Source organism: Ochrobactrum sp. WV_118_8 (assembly GCF_039631535.1).
Lineage (GTDB): Bacteria > Pseudomonadota > Alphaproteobacteria > Rhizobiales > Rhizobiaceae > Brucella > Brucella anthropi.
The window spans coordinates 179,399-199,760 of record NZ_JBDIUZ010000001.1 but is presented as its reverse complement, the minus strand read 5'-3'; the positions used below and the strand labels follow the sequence as shown (position 1 = coordinate 199,760).

Sequence of the window (20,362 nt, the reverse complement as noted above, 5' to 3'; positions counted from 1 at the left end):
ACCCTTTACCTTATTCGGCAGCGACGCGGAAGCTACGTGTTTCCGACGGAAAACGGCAAATGACCGTTGTTCCACGACCGGAACCCGTATCGATATCGACCGACCCGCCATGCAGCTCAACAAAGCTCTTGACGATGGCAAGTCCGAGGCCGGCACCACGACGGCGACCTCCATTCGGATAGGACTGGAAGCGTTTGAAAACCGTGTCGAGCACTTCTCCGGGCATGCCGGGACCGTCATCGTGGACGGCAAAGACCACTTCCGACCCCTCGCGCGCCACCTGCAGCTGGATGCTGGAGCCTTCCGGCGCATAGTTGGTGGCGTTGGACAGGAGGTTGAAAAGTACCTGACGGACGCGGTTTGCATCGGCCTTGAATACATCCACGTCGTCGGCAATGTCGATGTCGAGCCCGATATCGTGGTCGCGCATACGCTCGCCGACACGGGAGGCGGCAGCGGAAATCGCTTCCACGACGGAAACCTCACCGACCTCCAATTCCATGATGCCTGCATCGACCGTTGCGAGATCAAGAATATCATTGACGATGGTCAGCAAGACCGATGACGACGTGCTGATATGGTCGAGATATTCGATCTGGCGCTCGTTGAGCGACCCGAAAGTCGGTGTCTGCAACAGCTCGGTAAAGCCGATGATGTTTGTGAGTGGCGAACGCAGTTCGTAGGAAACGTGCTGGACGAAATCGTTCTTGATCTGGTCGGCCAGTTCCAGCGCCTCGTTCTTTTCCTTGAGCGCCCGTTCGACGCGCACGGTGTCGGTGACGTCGATGAAGGTCAGCATGGTCTGGCCCTTCGGCAGTGGCACCACGGCAAAGGAAAGAATGGTGCCGTCGTCCAGCTCCACCTGTCCCATGCGCCCGTCACGCGTATCGAGAAAGCCAGTGACGGTGGAGACGAAATCATCCCACAATCCGTTGCCGCCGCGCTCGCCGCAAATCTTGGCAATCGACGAAATATGCGTGCCTTCGACAATGAGCGGCATCGGCAGCGCCCAAAGATCGGCGAAGGACGGGTTGGAAAGCCGGATGCGGCCATCAGAGCCGAACACCGCCACGGCTTCCGCCAGATGGTCGAGCGTTTCACCCTGCACCTTGATGAGCGTGTTGTAACGGCCTTCGAGCTCGAACTTCTCGGTCATGTTCTCGAAGAACCAGGTCACACCGCCTTGCGGATGCGGATTGGCGACGACGCGCATCGTCCGCGTATCCGGCAGATGCCACATATGTTCCTGCGGCTCGACTGCGCGATAGGCAGAAAGCACCGAATCCTTCCATTTGCGCCATTCCGGCTGCTCTGGAAGTTTGCCTTCCGAACGCAGGCGGTCAAGGATCAGCGTATTGCTCGGCTGCGATTCCAGCCAAGCCGTATCAAGTGACCAAAGCTTGGCAAAAGCCTGATTGAAGAATTGCAGCTTCATCTCGGGATCGAAAATCGCCACAGCAGTCGAAAGCTGGTCGAGCGTTTCAGCGTGGCTCTTCATGGTGCGGTTCAGTTCTTCGCGCACCGCCTGTACTTCGGTCTGGTCGAAACCGAGGCCGATGGAACCTGTTTCCGCGCTTACGTCCGTCACGTTGAAAAGGCGGCGGTCACCGTGCACCACAGCCGTCAGCTGGTCCTGCAGGACAGGCTCGGCAAAGCGATCACGCTCCAGACGCTGACGCGCCTGTGCGCCGAAAAGCTCGCGCCCTTCTGAAATGACCTGGCTCGCATCCGCCATATCGACTGCCTGCGCATAGGCGGCGTTGACCCATTCGACGCGACCACCGGCGTCGCGGGTCCATACCGGCTGGTCGATCCGGTCGAGAAGACGCCGGAAAAGCTCGATACGCTCGGAAAATTCACGGTTCTGCGCCTGCAGTGCCGCGCGTTCCGCCTGCACGCCCTGCAGGCTGAGGAACCGGGCAACAGCAAAGCCGCCCGATGTGCGTCCGCGCACGTCGAGCAGAGTGCCGTTGACAGTTTCAACCGTGAGATCGAAAGACCGTGCCTGTTCACGCAGCATTCCAATGGCGCGCTCAAGCGCCACGACCGATTGCGGGCGCAACCAGCGGCCAAATGCCAGAAAGGTGGAGCGATCCTGCGGGGCCGCACTATCGTCTGGCAACAGTCCGACGACTTCAGCGCGTGTGCTATGGCCATCCCAGACCACGATGCGCTGATCCTTGAGGTTAAGCAGCGCTTCATTGCGCTGGGCGACCAGATTGAGGTCGGCGAATTTGGAACGCAGTTCCTTGTTTTCTGCGGCAACGCGCGATCGTTCGCGGATCAGCCAGCCCGCAGAAAGAAGCGCTGCGCCCATCACACCTAGGAACATGGAAAACTGGATGACTTCGAAAGCGCCGATACTGCCACCGCCGAAGGGCAGGGCGATACGCGCCGATTCCGCGCCCTGTGCGAAGGCAGGCATGGCGGCGAAAAGCGTCGAAAGAGAAACGGAAGCCTTCATCAGGGCTTTTTTCGGAGCAAGCCATGCGAACGGCTTTGCAACATGGGCGGCAGGAAGCCATTGCCTGCCAGTAACGATTGCGGAAACATTCCGCAAAATCCCCGTTGCGCCGAAATCTGGCATGTTGTCCTTTTCTCCGCCACCCGGCCATGAAAACCGCCACGAAGGCAGACCGGCCGTATTAAAACACTTCAATACACATCAAAGCCTGACCATACGCACGCCGCCACAGTGCACGAAGGTCAACCCGTTTTCAGGTATTTCGGGGATGAATCGTCCTGTCGCTTCCCGCCACAACCGGCAAAAAACGCACAACGCAAACACCCGCTCAAACACCTTGATTCGCCTACACAATACCCTTCCGGCGAATCCACGTGAAGCATCTTGCACGCAAAAAGAAAGACCGGGCAGTTTGTCAACCGCCCGGTCTCAACATGTAGTGCAATGCTTAACGTATGGTTAATACCTGTAGTGTTCCGACTTGAACGGGCCCTGTGGAGTGACGCCGATATAGGCAGCTTGTTCCTCGGAAAGCACAGTCAGCTTGGCGCCGAGCTTGTCGAGATGCAGGCGCGCGACCTTCTCGTCGAGATGTTTCGGCAGCACATAGACTTCATTCTTGTAGGCGTCGGTGCGGGTAAAGAGCTCGATCTGGCCCAGAACCTGATTGGTGAACGAAGCCGACATGACGAAGCTCGGATGGCCGGTTGCATTGCCCAGATTGAGCAGGCGCCCTTCGGAAAGCAGGATGATGCGCTTGCCGTCCGGGAATTCGATCAGATCGACCTGCGGCTTCACATTGGTCCATTTCAGGTTGCGGAGTGCCGCCACCTGAATTTCGTTGTCGAAGTGACCGATATTACCGACGATCGCCATGTCCTTGAACTTGCGCATATGGTCGATGGTGATCACGTCCTTGTTGCCGGTCGTGGTCACGATGATATCGGCTGTAGAAGCGGCATCGTCGAGTGTTACGACTTCGAAACCATCCATTGCAGCCTGAAGTGCGCAGATCGGATCGACTTCGGTAACCTTCACGCGTGCGCCGGCGCCGGCGAGCGACTGGGCGGAGCCTTTGCCGACATCGCCATAACCGCACACGACAGCAACCTTGCCAGCCATCATGACATCGGTGCCGCGACGAATGCCGTCAACGAGCGATTCCTTGCAGCCGTACTTGTTGTCGAATTTCGACTTGGTGACGCTGTCATTGACGTTGATGGCCGGGAAGGGCAGGAGGCCCTTCTTCTGCAGCTGGTAAAGACGGTTGACGCCGGTGGTGGTTTCTTCCGTCACGCCCTTGATGGCGTCGCGCTGGCGCGTGAAGAAGCCCGGCGTTGCAGCCATACGCTTCTTGATCTGCGCGAAAAGCACTTCCTCTTCTTCCGAACCGGGTTTCGACAGAACGTCCTCGCCTGCTTCGGCACGCGCGCCGATGAGGATATACATGGTGGCGTCACCACCATCGTCGAGGATCATATTGGACGGTTCGCCGTCCGGCCACTGGAAGATCTGGTCGGTATAGGTCCAGTATTCTTCAAGCGTTTCACCCTTGATGGCGAAAACCGGCGTGCCGGTTGCGGCAATCGCGGCAGCCGCATGATCCTGCGTCGAGAAAATGTTGCAGGAGGCCCAGCGGACCTCAGCGCCCAGCGCCTGCAGGGTTTCGATCAGAACGGCGGTCTGAATCGTCATATGCAGCGATCCGGAAATGCGTGCGCCTTTCAGCGGCTGCGACTTGCCGAATTCCTCGCGGGCAGCCATCAGGCCCGGCATTTCGGTTTCTGCGATATCGAGTTCCTTGCGGCCCCAATCGGCCAGGCTAAGATCCTTGACGACAAAATCTTGGCTTGCGGTCATCGCTTGCTCCAATAAAAGGCAGTTCCAGCTCGATAAAGATGTAATCAGCGGCCGGGATTGCATTCCAATATGGGGCGGCTTTCCACACGGGAAAGCGCTCCGGCTGCCGCCTTGACTAGCAGATCGCCGCCAGAAGCACAACGCAATATAAAGAAATCTTTATACGTGCATATCAGACAGGTTTGTCGAATACGGGGTCGATGACCGTCAAAGGAAGGTCGACCTGCAATATTTCGAGCATGTGGCGAAACTCGGCAACGGGATAGGTTTCGCTTTCCGTGACAAGGGCAACCGTGCGACCAGAGCCGCCTTCGGGTTGCGGGAGTGCAGCGATCACGTCATCCGCCGGATCAAGAAACTGCCAGCCGGGACGGGCCGTTTCGAAAAACGGGCTGAGCCATGGCAGATGGGTGCTGGAAAGTGTCAGCGTGTCGATATGAGGGTGGCTCGCAGCAATGTCATCGCAGAATGCGGCGACCTTTTGTGCGGTCTCGTCCGGTTGCCGAAGAAAAGCGCCATTTTCCACCAGCTCCACCATCGCAGACGCATTGATCAGAGCGACATCGCCTGGGTTATCGGCCTGTGTTCGGACAAAACATGCAAGTTCTTCGCTCTCGATCATCGAACGCACCCCCAAAACGGCAACCTTGCCGCTGTGGCTCATCGCAAGGGCAGTGCGTACCGGCGGCGCCACACCGTAAACCGGTACGGCGAACTCGCTTTTCAATGTGTCGAGGACCATGACCGAGGGCGCGTTGGAAGCAAGGACAATTGTTTGAGCGCCAAGGCTTGTGAGGTATTGGATCGTGCTGCGCATGATGGAAAGCAGCTGATCGCGGCTTTTGGCGCCATAGGGGAAACTGGCCCGATCAGCAAAATAGATGATGTCGCGCTGCGGCTGGCTGCGCCTGATCAGTTCAACCAGAGCATAACTGCCGATCCCTGCATCAAAAACGGCCACCGGATCGTTGAGATCACCCACGGCGGCCACAGTCTTGTTCTTCAGCATTCTTCGCCGAACTTGTCGGCGATGAGTGTCTGCAAGGCTTCCAACACGGCATCGGCCTGTTCACCGGAGGCACTAACGTCGATGCAGCAGCCGGGTGACGCGGCGAGCATCATCAGCCCCATGATCGACGTGCCGCCAACGGTCATGCCGTCCTTGCTCACGCGGACATGCGCATTGTAACCATCGACCAACTGCACGAACTTGGCCGAAGCGCGGGCATGAAGTCCGCGCTTGTTGACGATCTCGAAGGATCGGGAAACTGCAGTTTCGGGTTCGTATTCACCGGTAACGGGCACGCTGGAGTGCATGAATTACTTTCCTGTCAGGACCTGGCTCGCAACATTGATATATTTGCGCCCCGCATCCTGCGCCTCACGCAGGGCTGTCTTGATGTCGCCCCCGATGCGGACGCTCGACAGCTTGATAAGCATCGGCAGATTGACACCTGCGATGACTTCGACCTTGCCTTCCTTCATGACGGAAATGGCGAGATTGGACGGTGTACCACCGAACATATCGGTCAGGATGATGACCCCGCTGCCATTATCGGCGCGTTCCACCGCATCAACGATATCCCGCCGACGCTGTTCCATATCGTCTTCGGCACCGATGCAAACGGTCTCGAAATTGTCTTGCGGCCCGACTACATGCTCAACAGCATGCAAAAACTCTTCGGCCAACCTTCCGTGCGTGACAAGCACGAGTCCGATCATACTATAAAAGCTCCCGTCGCGTGCCCGCCGCATCACCCCGCCAGAGTGTCAGATGGCACTGAAACCACGCCGGAAAAGCGCCGGCGAGTTGTGCATCTTGGCAGCGCAAATCTTGATAGCAAGTGAAAAATTTCCACGCTGCCACTAAAAAAGCAAAATGCCGCAGCGCTGTGAAATATTAGCCGATTCGTAACGAAGCCTGTTTCAGCCCTCGGAGGAGGGCCATTTTTCATAGAACAAGGTGGCTTCGATGGCCCGTGAAAGCGCGTTGGAATCGCCATTCGACGACAAAGCCGGCAAAAGAAGTCGGGGCAGTGAGATGCCCTCGAATTCCCACATTTCACCACTTGGATAGCGTTCGGCCTCGTCACGATCCACAAGCCGGACGACGAGATAAAGCGGAACGGCCTCCGCAAAAGCGACCTTAAAAAGCCCCGCCCCGCGAATCTCCACGCCACCAGCAAGGGCGGCTGGAACGCTGGCGATCAGCGTGCCGCTTTCCACATGAAGCAATGTGCGGTCGTCAGCGACCAGTGAAGCGACCTCTCCACGAAGGAGGGCTCTTTCCACAAGTGTCAGCGCAAGTTCGGTCTTGCCCGCGCCGGAACGCCCCATGATCATGACACCGCGGCCTTGAACCTGAAGCGTGGTCGCATGAAGCCCGCTTTTTTCCTCTTCAGGCGTCATGGGCTTGCAGGCAGGTCGACGATGAAGCGCGCACCCTTGAACTGGTCGGGCCTTGCCGGATCGACAATATTCTCTGCAGTCAGCGTGCCGCCATGCGCTTCTATGATCTGGCGGCTGATCGAAAGGCCGAGACCGGAATTCTGGCCGAAAGCCTCTGAGGCCGGACGGTCCGTATAGAATCGCTCGAAAATGCGCTCGATATTCTCGATCGGAATGCCTGGACCATTATCCTCGACAAGCACGCGCAAGCGACTGCCTTCGCCACTCAGCGACACGACGATGCGGCCTGTATCGTCCGGCACGAAAGAACGGGCATTTTCAATCAGATTGCTCACCACCTGACCGAGACGCAGATCGTGACCGGCAACATAGAAACCCTTCTTTCCGGCAGGCAGTTTGCCGGTATCGAAGACGATTTCCGTTCCGACCTTGTTGCGCCGCACTTCGCGCGCTGCCGTTACGAGATTGGTCAGAAGCGTCTTCATGTCGACGCGGTCGATATGTTCGCGCGCAAGTTCCGCATCGAGACGCGAAGCGTCGGAAATATCGGTAATCAGGCGGTCGAGGCGGCGAACGTCATGCTGGATGATATCGAGAAGCCGCTTGCGCGATTCTTCGGTCTTGGCGAGCGGCAGGGTTTCGACAGCGCTGCGCAGCGAGGTGAGGGGGTTCTTCAACTCGTGGCTGACATCGGCGGCAAAGCTTTCGATGGCTTCGATACGGGTATAGAGCGAATCGGTCATTTCGCGGATCGACGTGGAAAGATGGCCGACCTCATCCTGACGTTCGGAGAAATCGGGAATTTCCACACGGCTCTTCACACCATGGCGAACGCGGTCTGCCGCAGCAGAAAGCTTGCGCAGCGGGCTTGCAATCGTCGATGCGAGGAAAAGCGACAGAATGACCATGACCAGAGAAACGACGCCGAACACGCGGAAAACCGCCATGCGTTCACCCTGCACGATCTTGTCGATGTCGTCGCCTTCGGTGGAGAGCAGGAGTACACCCAATATTGCACGCGAGCGCTGGATCGGGACGGCAACCGAGACGACCAGCTCGCCCTTTTCATTGCGTCGCTGCGCTGTTTGCGGCGAACCGGCCAGCGCCTTGACGATTTCCGGATAGGCAAGGCCGTTACCGCCCGGCTGTTCCTGATAGACCGGCAGACCTCCACCATAGAACAGATGCGAAATCCACGTCCCGGCCCGTTCCCAGATGGTCGGCGTCTCTTCCTCGATCGGCGGCAGGTCGTAGCGAAGTACAGGCCCCGCCGAAGGGAAGCTTGGTGAATAGAGTGCGCGCGAATCGAGCAACATATTGGCGTAGCGATCATAGATGCGCGCCCGCGTGCTCGTCGGCGAAATCAACCGGCGCAGCAAGGGAGAAACTTTTTCCGGATTGATCGGAAATTCCCAATTGTCGGGCGAATCCGGTGATGGCGTCAGGCTTTGCCCGGCCTGAAGCTCCAGAAGCTTTTCCGGGTCGATCATCAGAGAATTGGTATCGATGGTCGCCGAAGCCGAAATGGCGCCTGCAATGATCTTGCCTTGCGTCAGCAGGCTTTCGATCTTTGCATCAATCAGCCCCTCACGGAACTGATTCATGTAGAGAATGCCGGAAACAAGAACCGCCAGCGCCGCCAGATTGAGAAACAGGATACGGCGCGTCAGACTCGAGAACAGATATTGGCCAAGAAACTTGCGCAGGGGCGCAAAGAAGCGACGCCAGAACACCGAGCGCTGCCGCCGGGCCCTGCGTTCGCGCAAATCCGATTTCTGGCCGATAAGGCCGTCGTTCCCGGTTTCTGCGACCATGTCGCTCTGTCTGCTCTCATTAAACTACCGCCAGACCTTACGGACTGGCGATATGTAATTATCTATCAAGCCTCGCGGAAGCGATAGCCAACGCCATAGAGCGTTTCGATCATTTCGAAATCGTCGTCAACCGCCTTGAACTTCTTGCGCAGGCGCTTGATATGGCTGTCGATGGTACGGTCATCCACATAGACCTGCTCATCATAAGCCGCATCCATGAGGGCGTCACGGCTTTTCACGACGCCCGGACGCTGTGCCAACGAATGAAGAATCAGGAACTCAGTGACCGTCAGCGTTACCGGCTCGCCCTTCCAGGTGCAGGTGTGACGCTCCTGATCCATGACCAGCTGGCCGCGCTCAAGCGATTTGGCCTGCTGTCCGGTCGGCTTGGCCGTGCCGTCGCGTGCGGCAACCCGGCGAAGCACCGCCTTGACGCGCTCGACCAGAAGGCGCTGCGAGAACGGCTTGGTGATGAAATCATCCGCGCCCATCTTGAGGCCGAAAAGCTCGTCGATCTCGTCGTCCTTGGACGTGAGGAAGATGACGGGGAGGTCGGATTTCTGGCGCAGACGGCGCAGAAGCTCCATACCGTCCATGCGCGGCATCTTGATATCGAAGATCGCAAGATTGGGCGGACGCGCCATCAGACCGTCCAGCGCGGACGCGCCATCGGTGTAGGTTTCGACCCGATAGCCTTCCGATTCCAGCGCGATGGACACGGAGGTCAGGATGTTGCGGTCGTCGTCGACCAGCGCAATTGTCTGCGTTGCCGAGGCTTCCTTCATGCGAACCTTTCTCCTTCAACTAAGCCAACCGGAATATCCGGCTGGTGACGTCTTTCAGCCGCCAGAGACTGGCGGGTTATAGATCGAGCGCCTTATTACACATCGATACTAGTATAATGTGCCTGCTTGTGCAGTACAAATTAGGTACAAAATGTGGCAGCACCGGAAGAAGCCGCGAAACGACGCTCTCCGAATCGCGCTTTGGTTAATGCCAGCCCGACCTTCATTCCCCGAAACTCACAGCTCATAACGCATAGATTAAACGATTTAAAAAAATTTCAAAAATTTTAAATCGATTAAATATTTGAATTGCCACGATTAATCTGTTTCTGACTGCCATCCTCAGTTTCGCGATCAATCTGGTAGGCGCGAAACGAGACCGATCAATTGTCAAACCATATGGCGGAGACATCATGAGAGAGACCGGCATTCACAACACGGCCGCTTCCATTGCCACTTCAGGACTGAAGGAAATCTCCGCAGTCTTTTACAACCTTGGGGCCGCCCGGCTTTATGAGGAAACCGTTCGCCGGGGCGAAGCCGAACTGTCGGCGCAGGGTGCGCTTGTCGCACGCACCGGACAGCACACGGGCCGTTCGCCGAAAGACAAGTTCGTCGTCCGCGATGCCGACACGGAAGGTCATGTCTGGTGGGACAACAACAAGCCGATGAGCCGCGAGGCCTTCGAGCTTCTTTATGCCGATTTCATCGACCATGCGAAGGGCAAGGAGCTTTTCGTTCAGGATCTCATCGGCGGCGCCGATGCCGACAACAAGATCAATGCCCGCGTCATCACCGAGTATGCCTGGCATTCGCTGTTCATTCGCAATCTTCTGATCCGTCCGGAACAGGAAGCGCTCGCTTCCTACGTGCCGGAAATGACGATTATCGACCTGCCATCCTTCAAGGCGGATCCGGAACGCTATGGCGTGCGCACTGAAACCGTGATCGCGGTCGACCTGACCCGCAAGATCGTACTGATCGGCGGCACGTCCTATGCCGGCGAGATGAAGAAGTCGGTTTTCACCGCACTCAACTACATCCTGCCTGCGAAGGGTGTGATGCCGATGCACTGCTCGGCCAATGAAGGCCCGAACGGCGACACCGCCGTCTTCTTCGGCCTGTCCGGCACCGGCAAGACCACGCTTTCGGCAGATCCGACCCGTACGCTGATCGGCGATGACGAGCATGGCTGGGGCGAACATGGCATCTTCAACTTCGAAGGCGGCTGCTACGCCAAAACCATCCGTCTGTCCGCCGAAGCGGAGCCGGAAATCTACGCGACGACGCAGCGTTTCGGCACGGTGCTGGAAAATGTCGTTCTCGATGAGAACCGCCAGCCGGATTTCGACGACGGCTCGCTGACGGAAAACACCCGCTGCGCCTATCCGCTCGATTTCATCCCGAATGCATCGAAGTCGGGCAAGGGCGGCCAGCCGAAGAACATCATCATGCTCACCGCCGATGCCTTCGGCGTAATGCCTCCGATTGCCAAGCTGACGCCAGCACAGGCCATGTACCACTTCCTGTCCGGCTACACGGCTAAGGTCGCCGGTACCGAAAAGGGCGTGACCGAACCGGAAGCGACCTTCTCGACCTGCTTCGGCGCACCGTTCATGCCGCGCCATCCGTCGGAATATGGCAATCTTCTGCGCAAGCTGATCGCCGAGCACAAGGTCGATTGCTGGCTGGTCAATACCGGCTGGACCGGTGGTGCTTACGGCGTCGGCAAGCGCATGCCGATCAAGGCAACCCGCGCTCTGCTCGCCGCCGCGCTTGACGGTTCGCTGAACGATGCCGAATTCCGCATCGATCCGAATTTCGGCTTCGCGGTTCCGGTCGACGTACCGGGTGTGGACACGTCCATTCTCGATCCGCGCTCGACCTGGGCCGACAAGGCTGCCTATGACGCGCAGGCCAAGAAGCTTGTCGACATGTTCGTCACGAATTTCGAGAAATTCGAAAGCCATGTCGATCACGAGGTAAAGGACGCGGCGCCAGCGATCCGTATCGCTGCGGAATAGCTTTTCTACGCATGTCTTTATTCAAAAACCGGTTCCCACTTTTTGGAGACATGCTTTTACCATCCTGAGGAGGAGGGAGAGCCCGGCTGAAAGGCCGGGTTTTTCTTTTGTATAAGGGATACAAAGCGGTATATCTCCTCGTCATGGAAGAGAACCGGAACATCATCCGCATCACCAATCGCCTGACGATCCGTGAAGACGATCTGGAGGAGAGCTTCATTCGTGCCTCCGGGCCGGGCGGTCAGAACGTCAACAAGGTTTCGACTGCCGTGCAGCTGCGCTTTCATGCCGTGAGAGCAGGTCTGCCGGAAGATATCCTGTCACGGCTCTTCAAGCTTGCCGGACAGAAAGGTACCAAGGACGGCGATATTCTGATCGAGGCCAATCGTTTCCGCACCCAGGAGCGTAACCGGGAGGATGCGCGCGAACGGCTGATCGCGCTTATTGCCAAAGCTGCCGAACCACCGCCGCCGCCACGCAAGAAGACCAGGCCCACAAAAGGCTCCGTCGAACGCCGCCTCAAGGCCAAGTCCGGACGATCCGACATCAAGAAGGGCCGCGGCAAGGTTTCTTACGATTAAAAGGAACCACGGGGCGGAAACTCTCCGCCATCAACATCCGGCAGATAGATTTCCGCCGCCATGAAGGTGACGGCCTTGCCCGCAAGCAGGACGCGGTCGTCTTTCAGTTCGCAAAGAAGATGTCCGCCACGTGCCGACACCTGCTGTGCATGCAGTCGGTTCTTTCCCAATTTCCGGCTCCAATAGGGTACAAGCGTAGCGTGAATCGACCCGGTGACGGGATCTTCGGGAATGCCCGCGCCAGGTACGAAATAGCGCGAGACAAAATCATGCGACACGCCCTTTGCCGTGACAACTAGACCGACGGGTCCCAGTTTCGCAATCTGCGGCAAGTCAGGGACGAAAACGCGTACGGACGCCTCGTCTGCAACCTCAACGAAGATGTTCTCAAAATTGCGGAAGAACCGGCTCCCGTCCGATCTGTCAAAAAGCGGAGCGATGGAGGTCGGCAGTTCCGCCAATGGTTGCGGCGGAAAACACGGAATGTCGAGGACATAACCGCTGCCCGAACGAGAAACCCGGATCGGGCCGACGCGGGTTTCAAAATCCATATCCCCTTCAACATCATAATGTGCAGCAAGGACATGCGCCGTCGCCAGCGTGGCATGGCCGCAGAAATCGACTTCCGTCGTTGGGGTGAACCAGCGCAAACGCCAGCTATCCCCGTCGCGGCAGGCAAAAGCCGTTTCCGCCAGATTGTTCTCGCTGGCGATTGCCTGCATCAGATGGTCGGACAGCCACGCGTCGAGAATGAGAACGGCTGCCGGATTGCCACCAAACAGGCAGTCGGTGAAGGCATCCACTTGATACATGCGCAACGTTTGCGGCATTGTCGTTACTATATCTTCCGCTTTTATATTTTTCTCAGCGCCACTTCCTCGATCAGGTGATCGCTGCCCTTGCGCAGGATCAGATCGGCGCGCGGGCGCGTCGGCAGGATATTATCCTTGAGGTTCTTCAGGTTGATATTGTTCCACAGTCCTTCGCCAATCGAACGCGCCGCATCTTCCGAAAGCTGCGAATAGCGATGGAAGAAGGATTCCGGATTGACGAAAGCAGTCTCCCGCAGCCGCATGAAGCGGTCGATATACCATTTGTGGATCAGCTGCGATTCCGCATCGATATAGATCGAGAAGTCGAAGAAATCGGAGACGAAGGGCACCATCTTGCCGTCTTCCGGCAGATCGCGCACCTGCAGCACATTGATGCCTTCAAAGATCAGAATATCCGGCTTGTCGACGATCTGATATTCGCCCGGCAATACGTCGTAGCTCAGATGCGAATAGAGCGGCGCACGCACCTGGCTCATGCCTGCCTTGATCGCTGACAGAAAGCGCAAGACCGCACCGACATCGTAGCTTTCGGGAAAACCCTTGCGCTCCATCATGTTCTGCTCGCGCAGGACCGCATTGGGGTAGAGAAAACCGTCGGTCGTCACCAGATCGACCTTCGGGCTCGATGGCCAGCGTGCAAGAAGCTCTTTCAGGATACGCGCAGTCGTGGATTTGCCGACTGCAACCGAACCGGCAATGCCGATGATGAACGGTGTCTTGAACGACTCTTCCATGTTGAGGAACTGCTTGCGCTGCTCGAACAGAAGCTGGCTTGCCTCCACATGCGCCGACAGCAATCGCGACAGCGACAGATAGATGCGCCGCACCTCATCGAGATCGATAGGATCGCCCAGCGAGCGCAGCCGTTTGACCTCGTCATAAGTCAAAGTGAGCGGCGTGTCGGCGCGAAAGCCCGCCCATTCCTCAGCCGAAAAGAAACGGTAAGGCGAGTAACGCGACGGCGTTAGCTGGTCCACTTTTTCCCACATATTGTCGCTGCTCTCCCTCAACGCCAATTCTGCACTAGCAGCTTTCAATTCGCTTTGCATTTATGCTTTCGGACGACCGGCCTTTTCCTCAAGACCAGTCTGCGCCGTGCGGCGTTGCAATTCTGCAAGAACCTCATTGAGCGGTACGTCCGCAATCTTGAGAACCACCAGCAGATGATAAAGCAGGTCAGCGCTTTCGGTGACCATTTCCGCGCGGTTGCCCTCAACGGCGGCAATGACCGTTTCCACGGCTTCTTCACCGAGCTTTTTCGCGGCCCGTGTCTGTCCCTTGGCAACAAGGCTTGCAGTATAAGACGAGCCGTCCGTCATGCCGGCACGCTCCGCGACGATGCGTTCAAGGTCGGAAAGTGTGAACTCAGTCATCGGATTTCCTTAAATCTTGCTCTTTAACGGACCGGATCGAGCCGCATCGGGATGCCAGCTTCGGCCATATAGCGTTTGGCCTCGCCAATCGTATAGGTGCCGAAGTGGAAGATGGATGCTGCGAGAACTGCGGTCGCATGACCGTCACGAATGCCCGCCACCATGTGATCGAGATTGCCGACACCACCCGAAGCGATTACCGGAACGCGCACGCTGTCAGCCACGGCTCGCGTCAGTGCCACGTCGTAACCGGCCTTGGTTCCGTCGCGATCCATCGAGGTCAGCAGGATTTCACCGGCGCCGAGGCTCACCACCTGCTGCGCAAACTCCACCGCGTCGATGCCGGTTGTCTGGCGTCCGCCATGGGTGAAGATTTCCCAACGGTCGGCTTCACCTTCGCCCGAAACCTTCTTGGCGTCGATGGCAACCACGATGCACTGGTCACCGAATTTGTCAGCAGCTTCTGCAACAAATTCCGGGTTCTTCACCGCAGCCGTGTTGATCGAAACCTTGTCTGCACCGGCCAGAAGCAGCTTGCGAATATCGGCAACCTGACGCACGCCACCGCCAACAGTGAGCGGCATGAAGCACTGTTCCGCTGTACGGGCGATCACATCGAAAATTGTCTCGCGATTGTCCGAAGACGCCGTGATGTCGAGGAAGCACAGTTCGTCCGCGCCCGCCGCATCATAAGCGCGGGCAGCTTCCACCGGATCACCCGCATCGATCAGATCGACAAAGTTCACGCCCTTGACGACGCGTCCGTCCTTCACATCGAGGCACGGTATCACTCTTGCTTTCAGCATGGTTGTCCTCGATCTGCCGCGTCTCTTTTCAGTTTTGCCTGTCCTCGCTGTCCGGCCTTTGCCGGACTGTTCGCTGCGGGCAGGCGGGAGCGGCCGTCTTTAACATCGAGGCAAGGAATTACGCGTGCTTTGAGTGTCATACTGCGGCCCTCAACAGGGATAATGCTTCTGCCGGATCGATGCGGCCATCGTAAAGCGCGCGACCGGAAATCGCGCCTTCCAGCTTGCGGGCATCAGGAGCGGCAAGACGTTTGATGTCATCCATCGAGGCGAGGCCGCCCGATGCGATCACCGGGATGGAAACGCTATCTGCGAGGCCGAGCGTCGAATCCCAGTTGATGCCAGCCAGAACGCCGTCGCGATCAATGTCGGTATAGATGATGGCGGCAACGCCTGCGCCTTCAAACTTTTTCGCGAGTTCGATCACGCCCAGTTCAGACGCTTCTGCCCAGCCTTCAACGGCGACATAGCCGCCCTTGGCATCGATGCCGACAGCAACCCGACCCGGAAATGCCTTGCAGGCCTCTATCACCAATGCTGGATCGCGCACGGCGACCGTACCAAGAATGACGCGGCGCAATCCCTTGGAAAGCCAGTTCTCGATATGCTGGAGCGTGCGGATACCGCCCCCGAGCTGCACCGGATTTTTCGTGGCTTTGAGGATCGCTTCCACAGCCTTGCCGTTGACGCTTTCGCCAGCAAAGGCACCGTTGAGATCAACCACATGCAGCCATTCAAAGCCCTGATCCTCAAAGGCTTTGGCCTGTGCAGCCGGGTCTTCATTATAGACGGTGGCCTGATCCATGTCGCCGAGCTTCAGGCGCACGCATTGACCGTCTTTCAAATCGATGGCGGGAAAAAGGATCATAATGTCAGGGCTTCCATTTCAGGAAATTGGCAATGAGCGAAAGGCCGAGCAGCTGGCTCTTTTCAGGATGGAACTGGGTTCCCACCATATTGTCGCGGCCAACCGTTGCAGTGACATCGCCGCCATATTCAGTAACGGCCAGCACGTCAGCCTTGTTCTTCGCATCGAACATATAGGAATGCACGAAATAGGCGTGCAAGCCGTTCTCGCCGGTCTCGATACCTTCGAAGACCGGGTGAGAATGTTTCACGTGAATCCTGTTCCAGCCGATCTGCGGAATTTTCAGCGAAGGATCGGACGGTGTCATTCCACGCACATCGCCCGCAATCCAGCCAAGGCCCTCGGTCACTTCCTTTTCAAGGCCGCGCTCCGACATGAGCTGCATGCCGACGCAAATGCCAAGGAAGGGGTGCGCCTTCTTCAGAACCACATCTTCCAGTGCTTCCACCATGCCCGGTACGGCATGAAGGCCGCGACGGCAATCGGCGTAGGCGCCAACGCCCGGAAGCACGATACGGTCAGCCGTCGCCACTCGGTCGGCATCCGCCGTCAGTTCTATTTCTGCCGCGATACCACTCTCATGCGCCGCACGCTCAAAAGCCTTGGTGGCCGAGCGCAGATTGCCGGAGCCGTAATCGATGATTGCAACACGCATTTTCAGTTTTCTCCGCGATGGCCGACAAACCCGATCGTCGAGCCAAATGAGGAATAGGTGGGACGAGGGGGCTGCTGCGCCCATTCCGGAGCAGGCTTGTCCGCAAGAGAGGTTGCTGGCCGGGCCGCATCTTCGAGGCTGTAGAAATAGCGGATCTCTGCTTCTTCCAGATCGGAGGCATCAATGACCGCTTTTTCGACAAAACCCTGACGCCTGAGCTTGGCGATCTTCCAGTTGACGCCTTCCAGCGCCACAAACAGCGATACCAGCAGGGTCAGAAGCGGAACCGCATCGGCGATGCCAAAGTAAGCTCCGGCAAGCCCGAGCAGGATTGTAATGCCCAGAACAGCAAAAGCTTCAAACCACAGACGCTGGGTCAGAAGCCAGACGAAGGGCAAGACCAGCGCCAGTACATGGAATCCGTCGCGCACGAAGACGGCCTTTTCAGCGCTTTTTTCAGTCGCAATTTCGGACCGAAAACCGGTGTCCACTTTTCCTGAAATTGCTTTACTATCCCTCGGTTCCAGCACGACATATTGCGCCATGACCTGTCCTTCCGTTCGGGACCTATCCCTTTAACGAACCCTTGGTGGAGGGAATTGCATCCTTCTGGCGCGGATCGGTTTCCAGCGCCGTGCGCAGAACCCTGGCCACCGCCTTGAAGATCGATTCCGCAATATGGTGGTTGTTGGCACCATAATGATTGTTGATGTGGAGTGTGATGCCTGCATTCATCGCGAAAGCCTGGAAGAATTCGCGCACCAGCTCGGTATCGAACGTGCCGATCTTGGATGTCGTGAAATTGACGTTCCAGACCAGAAAGGCGCGCCCGGATACATCGACGGCAGCGCCGGTCAGCGTATCGTCCATGGCCAGGTCCATCGAGGCATAGCGCACGATACCGCGGCGCTCGCCCAATGCTTTGGCAATGGCCTGACCGAGCGCAATGCCGGTGTCCTCGACCGTGTGGTGATCGTCAATATGCAGGTCGCCCTTGGCCATGACACGCATATCGATGAGCGAATGTCGGGAAAGCTGCTCCAGCATGTGATCGAAGAAGCCGACACCGGTGGTGATGTCGAACTTGCCAACGCCGTCCAGATCGACGGAAACGGCAATGCTCGTTTCCTTGGTCGAGCGCTCGATGCTTGCCTTGCGGGTGCTTTCTGCAGTCATAAGCTTTCCTCATTCAATAGCTTGGAGGCGTTCTAGAACAGCTTGCCCAGTTTGCCAATTCCTTTTGCCGGTTTGGCAAGCTGCAATTCGGCATTTGCAATTCGTCCGTACGTTCTTAAATATTCTCAGCGAAGCACGATTCATCCGCCAATGGCTGACGGAACCTGTTTCTTCAATAGATGAAGGGGCACCTGCAATTGCCTTCCGGGATTGCATGTGCCGCCAAAGGAGCATCCATGATCGAACATCATCCCACGACAATTTACGGCACGACCATCGTCACCGTGCGCAAGGGTAACAAGGTCGTTATCGCCGGCGACGGACAGGTTTCGCTCGGCAATACCGTCATGAAGGGCAATGCGCGAAAGGTTCGCCGCATCGGCAAGGGCAATGTGATTGCCGGTTTTGCCGGAGCCACCGCAGACGCCTTCACCCTTCTGGAACGCCTCGAAGCGAAGCTGGAACAATATCCCGACCAGCTCATGCGCGCTTCGGTCGAACTCGCCAAGGACTGGCGCACCGACCGCTATCTGCGCAAGCTGGAAGCCATGATGCTGGTTGCCGACAGCAAGGTAACGCTGGCGCTGACGGGCACCGGCGACGTGCTTGAACCCGAACACGGCGTCATGGCCATCGGTTCGGGCGGCAATTATGCGCTGGCCGCTGCCCGCGCGCTGGTCGATACGGACAAGTCAGCCGAAGAAATCGCCCGCAAGGCGATGGATATCGCCGCCGATATCTGCATCTACACCAACCACAATATCATCGTGGAAAGCCTGGACGCAGAATGAGTTCGCTCGCGCAGGCCTCAAAACCGAGTGCGCAACGCTGGGGCCTGGGCGCCCTGATCGTTCTTGCCATACTCGCAGTGCAAGCCGCCTGGCTTTACTTCGACGGGCGGATCGCCATGTGCGAATGCGGGACCATAAAATTATGGTCGGGTTCGCTGATGACCGAAAATTCGCAGCATATATCCGACTGGTATACGCTGTCGCATATCATCCATGGCTTTCTGTTCTACTGGCTGTTCACGGTCATCGCACCCAAAGCCCCGCTCGGCTTGAGACTTGCGGCTGCGGTCGGCATCGAAGCCGTATGGGAACTGGTCGAGAATTCGAACTTCATCATCGAACGCTATCGCGCCAATACGTCCTCGGTGGACTATTTCGGTGACAGCATCGTGAATTCGGTTGCCGACACGGTTGCCGCCCTGATCGGCTTTCTGATCGCAGCCAAACTGCCAACGAAAATAACCGTCGCCATCGCGCTGTTCTTTGAAGTTCTGGCGCTGATCGTCATTCGCGACAATCTTACGCTCAACGTGATCATGCTGCTGCATCCGTTCGAGTTCATCAAGCAGTGGCAAAGTGGGTTATAATTATGAGTAATTTCTCTCCCCGTGAAATCGTCTCCGAACTCGACCGCTTCATCATCGGCCAGAACGACGCCAAGCGCGCGGTCGCTATCGCCCTTCGCAATCGCTGGCGCCGCCAGCAGCTCGAAGGCCAGATGCGCGAAGAGGTCATGCCGAAAAACATCCTGATGATCGGACCGACCGGCGTCGGCAAGACGGAAATTTCCCGCCGCCTCGCAAAGCTGGCCGGTGCGCCTTTCGTCAAGGTGGAAGCAACCAAGTTCACCGAAGTCGGCTATGTCGGCCGTGACGTCGAGCAGATCGTCCGCGATCTCGTCGAAGTTGCCATCACGCTCGTCCGTGAAAAGCGTCGCGACGATGTGAAGGCCAAGGCGCATCTCAATGCGGAAGAACGCGTGCTGGATGCACTGGTCGGCAAGACCGCCAGCCCCGCCACGCGTGACAGTTTCCGCAAGAAGCTGCGCAATGGCGAAATGGACGACAAGGAAATCGAAATCGAGGTCGCCGATGCCGGCTCCGGCCCAAGCTTTGAAATTCCGGGCATGCCGGGCGCCAATATTGGTGTCATGAACCTGTCCGACATGCTGGGCAAGGCCATGGGCGGGCGCACCAAGACGCGCAAGACCACGGTGAAGGATTCCTATCCGATCCTGATCAATGATGAATCCGACAAGCTTCTGGATCAGGACCAGATCGTTCAGGAAGCGCTTCGCGTCACCGAAGACGAAGGCATCGTGTTCATCGACGAGATCGACAAGATCGCATCGCGGGAAGGCGGTATGGGTGCCGGTGTGTCGCGCGAAGGCGTGCAACGCGATCTGCTGCCGCTGGTCGAAGGCACGACCGTTGCGACCAAATACGGGCCGGTGAAGACCGACCACGTGCTGTTCATCGCATCCGGTGCGTTTCACGTATCCAAGCCGTCCGATCTTCTGCCGGAACTGCAGGGCCGTCTGCCGATCCGTGTCGAGCTTAATGCGCTGACACGCGAAGATTTCCGCCGCATCCTGACGGAGACCGAGGCAAGCCTGATCAAGCAGTACATCGCACTGATGGAAACGGAAGAGGTGAAGCTGGAGATCACCGATGACGCCATCGACGCTCTGGCCGATATCGCTGTCGATCTCAATGCGACGGTTGAAAACATCGGTGCGCGCCGGTTGCAGACGGTGATGGAACGTGTTCTCGATGAGATTTCATACACCGCGCCCGACAAGACCGGTGCAACTTTCGTCATCGACGCGGCCTATGTAAAGGACAAGATCGGCAGCCTTGCCAAGAACACCGATCTGTCGCGCTTCATCTTGTAAAAGTGGCCATAAAGCCACGGCGCGAGTTC

21 protein-coding genes are annotated in these 20,362 nt (G+C 57.5%); 5 read left to right on the top strand and 16 right to left on the bottom strand.

Annotation, left to right across the window (positions count from 1 at the left end):
* Positions 1 to 10: 10 nt before the first annotated feature.
* From ABDF71_RS00990 to ABDF71_RS00955, 8 genes are all read right to left on the bottom strand, one after another.
* Complete coding sequence (locus ABDF71_RS00990; RefSeq protein WP_226622508.1) at positions 11 to 2,464, bottom strand: sensor histidine kinase; 2,454 nt, start codon at positions 2,462 to 2,464, stop codon at positions 11 to 13.
* Positions 2,465 to 2,923: 459 nt separating this feature from the next.
* Positions 2,924 to 4,324 carry an adenosylhomocysteinase gene (ahcY, locus tag ABDF71_RS00985; protein WP_010657682.1) on the bottom strand — a complete coding sequence of 467 codons (1,401 nt, stop codon included), beginning with the start codon at positions 4,322 to 4,324 and terminating at the stop codon, positions 2,924 to 2,926.
* A 172-nt stretch (positions 4,325 to 4,496) separates the two neighbouring features.
* Entirely contained in the window at positions 4,497 to 5,333 is an 837-nt protein-coding gene (locus tag ABDF71_RS00980; RefSeq protein WP_151664207.1) for a glutamate racemase, read from the bottom strand.
* Positions 5,327 to 5,641, bottom strand: coding sequence for an HPr family phosphocarrier protein (locus ABDF71_RS00975; RefSeq protein ID WP_010657680.1), 315 nt, complete (start codon positions 5,639 to 5,641; stop codon positions 5,327 to 5,329). The genes ABDF71_RS00980 and ABDF71_RS00975 overlap by 7 nt, the downstream gene beginning before the upstream one ends.
* Positions 5,642 to 5,644: 3 nt before the next feature.
* Positions 5,645 to 6,046, bottom strand: a complete 402-nt coding sequence (locus ABDF71_RS00970) for a PTS sugar transporter subunit IIA (RefSeq protein ID WP_006472522.1) — start codon at positions 6,044 to 6,046, stop codon at positions 5,645 to 5,647.
* Positions 6,047 to 6,250: 204 nt separating this feature from the next.
* The gene (locus ABDF71_RS00965; RefSeq protein ID WP_010657679.1) at positions 6,251 to 6,733 is read right to left on the bottom strand and encodes an HPr kinase/phosphorylase; all 483 of its coding nucleotides are present in this window, start codon (positions 6,731 to 6,733) and stop codon (positions 6,251 to 6,253) included.
* Entirely contained in the window at positions 6,730 to 8,547 is a 1,818-nt protein-coding gene (locus tag ABDF71_RS00960; RefSeq protein ID WP_010657678.1) for a sensor histidine kinase, read from the bottom strand. The genes ABDF71_RS00965 and ABDF71_RS00960 overlap by 4 nt, the downstream gene beginning before the upstream one ends.
* A gap of 65 nt (positions 8,548 to 8,612) precedes the next feature.
* On the bottom strand, positions 8,613 to 9,332 hold the full coding sequence (locus ABDF71_RS00955) for a response regulator transcription factor (protein WP_006468074.1): 720 nt from the start codon (positions 9,330 to 9,332) through the stop codon (positions 8,613 to 8,615).
* A 413-nt stretch (positions 9,333 to 9,745) separates the two neighbouring features.
* Here ABDF71_RS00955 and ABDF71_RS00950 point away from each other — a divergent pair, with 413 nt between their 5' ends.
* On the top strand, positions 9,746 to 11,356 hold the full coding sequence (locus ABDF71_RS00950; RefSeq protein ID WP_151615993.1) for a phosphoenolpyruvate carboxykinase: 1,611 nt from the start codon (positions 9,746 to 9,748) through the stop codon (positions 11,354 to 11,356).
* 143 nt (positions 11,357 to 11,499) lie between these two features.
* The gene (gene arfB, locus ABDF71_RS00945) at positions 11,500 to 11,937 is read left to right on the top strand and encodes an alternative ribosome rescue aminoacyl-tRNA hydrolase ArfB (protein WP_010657676.1); all 438 of its coding nucleotides are present in this window, start codon (positions 11,500 to 11,502) and stop codon (positions 11,935 to 11,937) included.
* On the opposite strand, the gene ABDF71_RS00940 is transcribed toward arfB, so the two are convergent.
* The 8 genes from ABDF71_RS00940 to hisB all read right to left on the bottom strand — a co-directional run bounded on the left by ABDF71_RS00940 (position 11,934) and on the right by hisB (position 17,648).
* On the bottom strand, positions 11,934 to 12,767 hold the full coding sequence (locus tag ABDF71_RS00940) for a PhzF family phenazine biosynthesis protein (protein WP_151615992.1): 834 nt from the start codon (positions 12,765 to 12,767) through the stop codon (positions 11,934 to 11,936). The two genes, arfB and ABDF71_RS00940, sit on opposite strands and share 4 nt — an antisense overlap.
* A gap of 23 nt (positions 12,768 to 12,790) precedes the next feature.
* Positions 12,791 to 13,759 carry a type I pantothenate kinase gene (gene coaA, locus ABDF71_RS00935; protein WP_010657674.1) on the bottom strand — a complete coding sequence of 323 codons (969 nt, stop codon included), beginning with the start codon at positions 13,757 to 13,759 and terminating at the stop codon, positions 12,791 to 12,793.
* A 60-nt stretch (positions 13,760 to 13,819) separates the two neighbouring features.
* Positions 13,820 to 14,143 carry a phosphoribosyl-ATP diphosphatase gene (locus tag ABDF71_RS00930; RefSeq protein ID WP_151615991.1) on the bottom strand — a complete coding sequence of 108 codons (324 nt, stop codon included), beginning with the start codon at positions 14,141 to 14,143 and terminating at the stop codon, positions 13,820 to 13,822.
* Positions 14,144 to 14,166: 23 nt separating this feature from the next.
* A complete protein-coding gene (gene hisF / locus ABDF71_RS00925; RefSeq protein WP_151615990.1) occupies positions 14,167 to 14,949 on the bottom strand; it encodes an imidazole glycerol phosphate synthase subunit HisF in 783 nt (260 codons plus the stop codon).
* Positions 14,950 to 15,085: 136 nt separating this feature from the next.
* Complete coding sequence (gene hisA, locus ABDF71_RS00920; RefSeq protein WP_010657671.1) at positions 15,086 to 15,817, bottom strand: 1-(5-phosphoribosyl)-5-[(5-phosphoribosylamino)methylideneamino]imidazole-4-carboxamide isomerase; 732 nt, start codon at positions 15,815 to 15,817, stop codon at positions 15,086 to 15,088.
* A gap of 4 nt (positions 15,818 to 15,821) precedes the next feature.
* The gene (gene hisH, locus ABDF71_RS00915; RefSeq protein WP_151615989.1) at positions 15,822 to 16,472 is read right to left on the bottom strand and encodes an imidazole glycerol phosphate synthase subunit HisH; all 651 of its coding nucleotides are present in this window, start codon (positions 16,470 to 16,472) and stop codon (positions 15,822 to 15,824) included.
* 2 nt (positions 16,473 to 16,474) lie between these two features.
* Complete coding sequence (locus ABDF71_RS00910) at positions 16,475 to 17,017, bottom strand: DUF2628 domain-containing protein (protein WP_500060834.1); 543 nt, start codon at positions 17,015 to 17,017, stop codon at positions 16,475 to 16,477.
* 22 nt (positions 17,018 to 17,039) lie between these two features.
* Positions 17,040 to 17,648 (bottom strand): imidazoleglycerol-phosphate dehydratase HisB, encoded by a 609-nt coding sequence (gene hisB / locus ABDF71_RS00905; RefSeq protein ID WP_012091061.1) that lies wholly within the window; start codon positions 17,646 to 17,648, stop codon positions 17,040 to 17,042.
* 236 nt (positions 17,649 to 17,884) lie between these two features.
* On the opposite strand from hisB, the gene hslV reads away from it, so the two are divergent.
* Genes hslV through hslU form a run of 3 tightly spaced genes read left to right on the top strand, consistent with a single transcriptional unit; the run spans position 17,885 to position 20,333 of the window.
* Positions 17,885 to 18,439 carry an ATP-dependent protease subunit HslV gene (hslV, locus tag ABDF71_RS00900; RefSeq protein WP_010657667.1) on the top strand — a complete coding sequence of 185 codons (555 nt, stop codon included), beginning with the start codon at positions 17,885 to 17,887 and terminating at the stop codon, positions 18,437 to 18,439.
* Positions 18,436 to 19,026 carry a DUF2585 domain-containing protein gene (locus ABDF71_RS00895; RefSeq protein ID WP_151615987.1) on the top strand — a complete coding sequence of 197 codons (591 nt, stop codon included), beginning with the start codon at positions 18,436 to 18,438 and terminating at the stop codon, positions 19,024 to 19,026. Before hslV ends, ABDF71_RS00895 begins: the two co-directional genes overlap by 4 nt.
* Before the next feature lie 2 nt (positions 19,027 to 19,028).
* Positions 19,029 to 20,333 (top strand): ATP-dependent protease ATPase subunit HslU, encoded by a 1,305-nt coding sequence (gene hslU, locus ABDF71_RS00890; protein WP_500060831.1) that lies wholly within the window; start codon positions 19,029 to 19,031, stop codon positions 20,331 to 20,333.
* Positions 20,334 to 20,362: the final 29 nt, after the last annotated feature.

Excerpts from the sequence above, each read along its gene's own strand:
- ABDF71_RS00990 (WP_226622508.1), bottom strand. The coding sequence starts at position 2,464 with ATGAAGGCTTCCGTTTCTCTTTCGACGCTTTTCGCCGCCATGCCTGCC.
- ahcY (WP_010657682.1), bottom strand. The coding sequence starts at position 4,324 with ATGACCGCAAGCCAAGATTTTGTCGTCAAGGATCTTAGCCTGGCCGAT.
- ABDF71_RS00980 (WP_151664207.1), bottom strand. The coding sequence starts at position 5,333 with ATGCTGAAGAACAAGACTGTGGCCGCCGTGGGTGATCTCAACGATCCG.
- ABDF71_RS00975 (WP_010657680.1), bottom strand. The coding sequence starts at position 5,641 with ATGCACTCCAGCGTGCCCGTTACCGGTGAATACGAACCCGAAACTGCA.
- ABDF71_RS00970 (WP_006472522.1), bottom strand. The coding sequence starts at position 6,046 with ATGATCGGACTCGTGCTTGTCACGCACGGAAGGTTGGCCGAAGAGTTT.
- ABDF71_RS00965 (WP_010657679.1), bottom strand. The coding sequence starts at position 6,733 with ATGACGCCTGAAGAGGAAAAAAGCGGGCTTCATGCGACCACGCTTCAG.
- ABDF71_RS00960 (WP_010657678.1), bottom strand. The coding sequence starts at position 8,547 with ATGGTCGCAGAAACCGGGAACGACGGCCTTATCGGCCAGAAATCGGAT.
- ABDF71_RS00955 (WP_006468074.1), bottom strand. The coding sequence starts at position 9,332 with ATGAAGGAAGCCTCGGCAACGCAGACAATTGCGCTGGTCGACGACGAC.
- ABDF71_RS00950 (WP_151615993.1), top strand. The coding sequence starts at position 9,746 with ATGAGAGAGACCGGCATTCACAACACGGCCGCTTCCATTGCCACTTCA.
- arfB (WP_010657676.1), top strand. The coding sequence starts at position 11,500 with ATGGAAGAGAACCGGAACATCATCCGCATCACCAATCGCCTGACGATC.
- ABDF71_RS00940 (WP_151615992.1), bottom strand. The coding sequence starts at position 12,767 with ATGCCGCAAACGTTGCGCATGTATCAAGTGGATGCCTTCACCGACTGC.
- coaA (WP_010657674.1), bottom strand. The coding sequence starts at position 13,759 with ATGTGGGAAAAAGTGGACCAGCTAACGCCGTCGCGTTACTCGCCTTAC.
- ABDF71_RS00930 (WP_151615991.1), bottom strand. The coding sequence starts at position 14,143 with ATGACTGAGTTCACACTTTCCGACCTTGAACGCATCGTCGCGGAGCGT.
- hisF (WP_151615990.1), bottom strand. The coding sequence starts at position 14,949 with ATGCTGAAAGCAAGAGTGATACCGTGCCTCGATGTGAAGGACGGACGC.
- hisA (WP_010657671.1), bottom strand. The coding sequence starts at position 15,817 with ATGATCCTTTTTCCCGCCATCGATTTGAAAGACGGTCAATGCGTGCGC.
- hisH (WP_151615989.1), bottom strand. The coding sequence starts at position 16,472 with ATGCGTGTTGCAATCATCGATTACGGCTCCGGCAATCTGCGCTCGGCC.
- ABDF71_RS00910 (WP_500060834.1), bottom strand. The coding sequence starts at position 17,017 with ATGGCGCAATATGTCGTGCTGGAACCGAGGGATAGTAAAGCAATTTCA.
- hisB (WP_012091061.1), bottom strand. The coding sequence starts at position 17,648 with ATGACTGCAGAAAGCACCCGCAAGGCAAGCATCGAGCGCTCGACCAAG.
- hslV (WP_010657667.1), top strand. The coding sequence starts at position 17,885 with ATGATCGAACATCATCCCACGACAATTTACGGCACGACCATCGTCACC.
- ABDF71_RS00895 (WP_151615987.1), top strand. The coding sequence starts at position 18,436 with ATGAGTTCGCTCGCGCAGGCCTCAAAACCGAGTGCGCAACGCTGGGGC.
- hslU (WP_500060831.1), top strand. The coding sequence starts at position 19,029 with ATGAGTAATTTCTCTCCCCGTGAAATCGTCTCCGAACTCGACCGCTTC.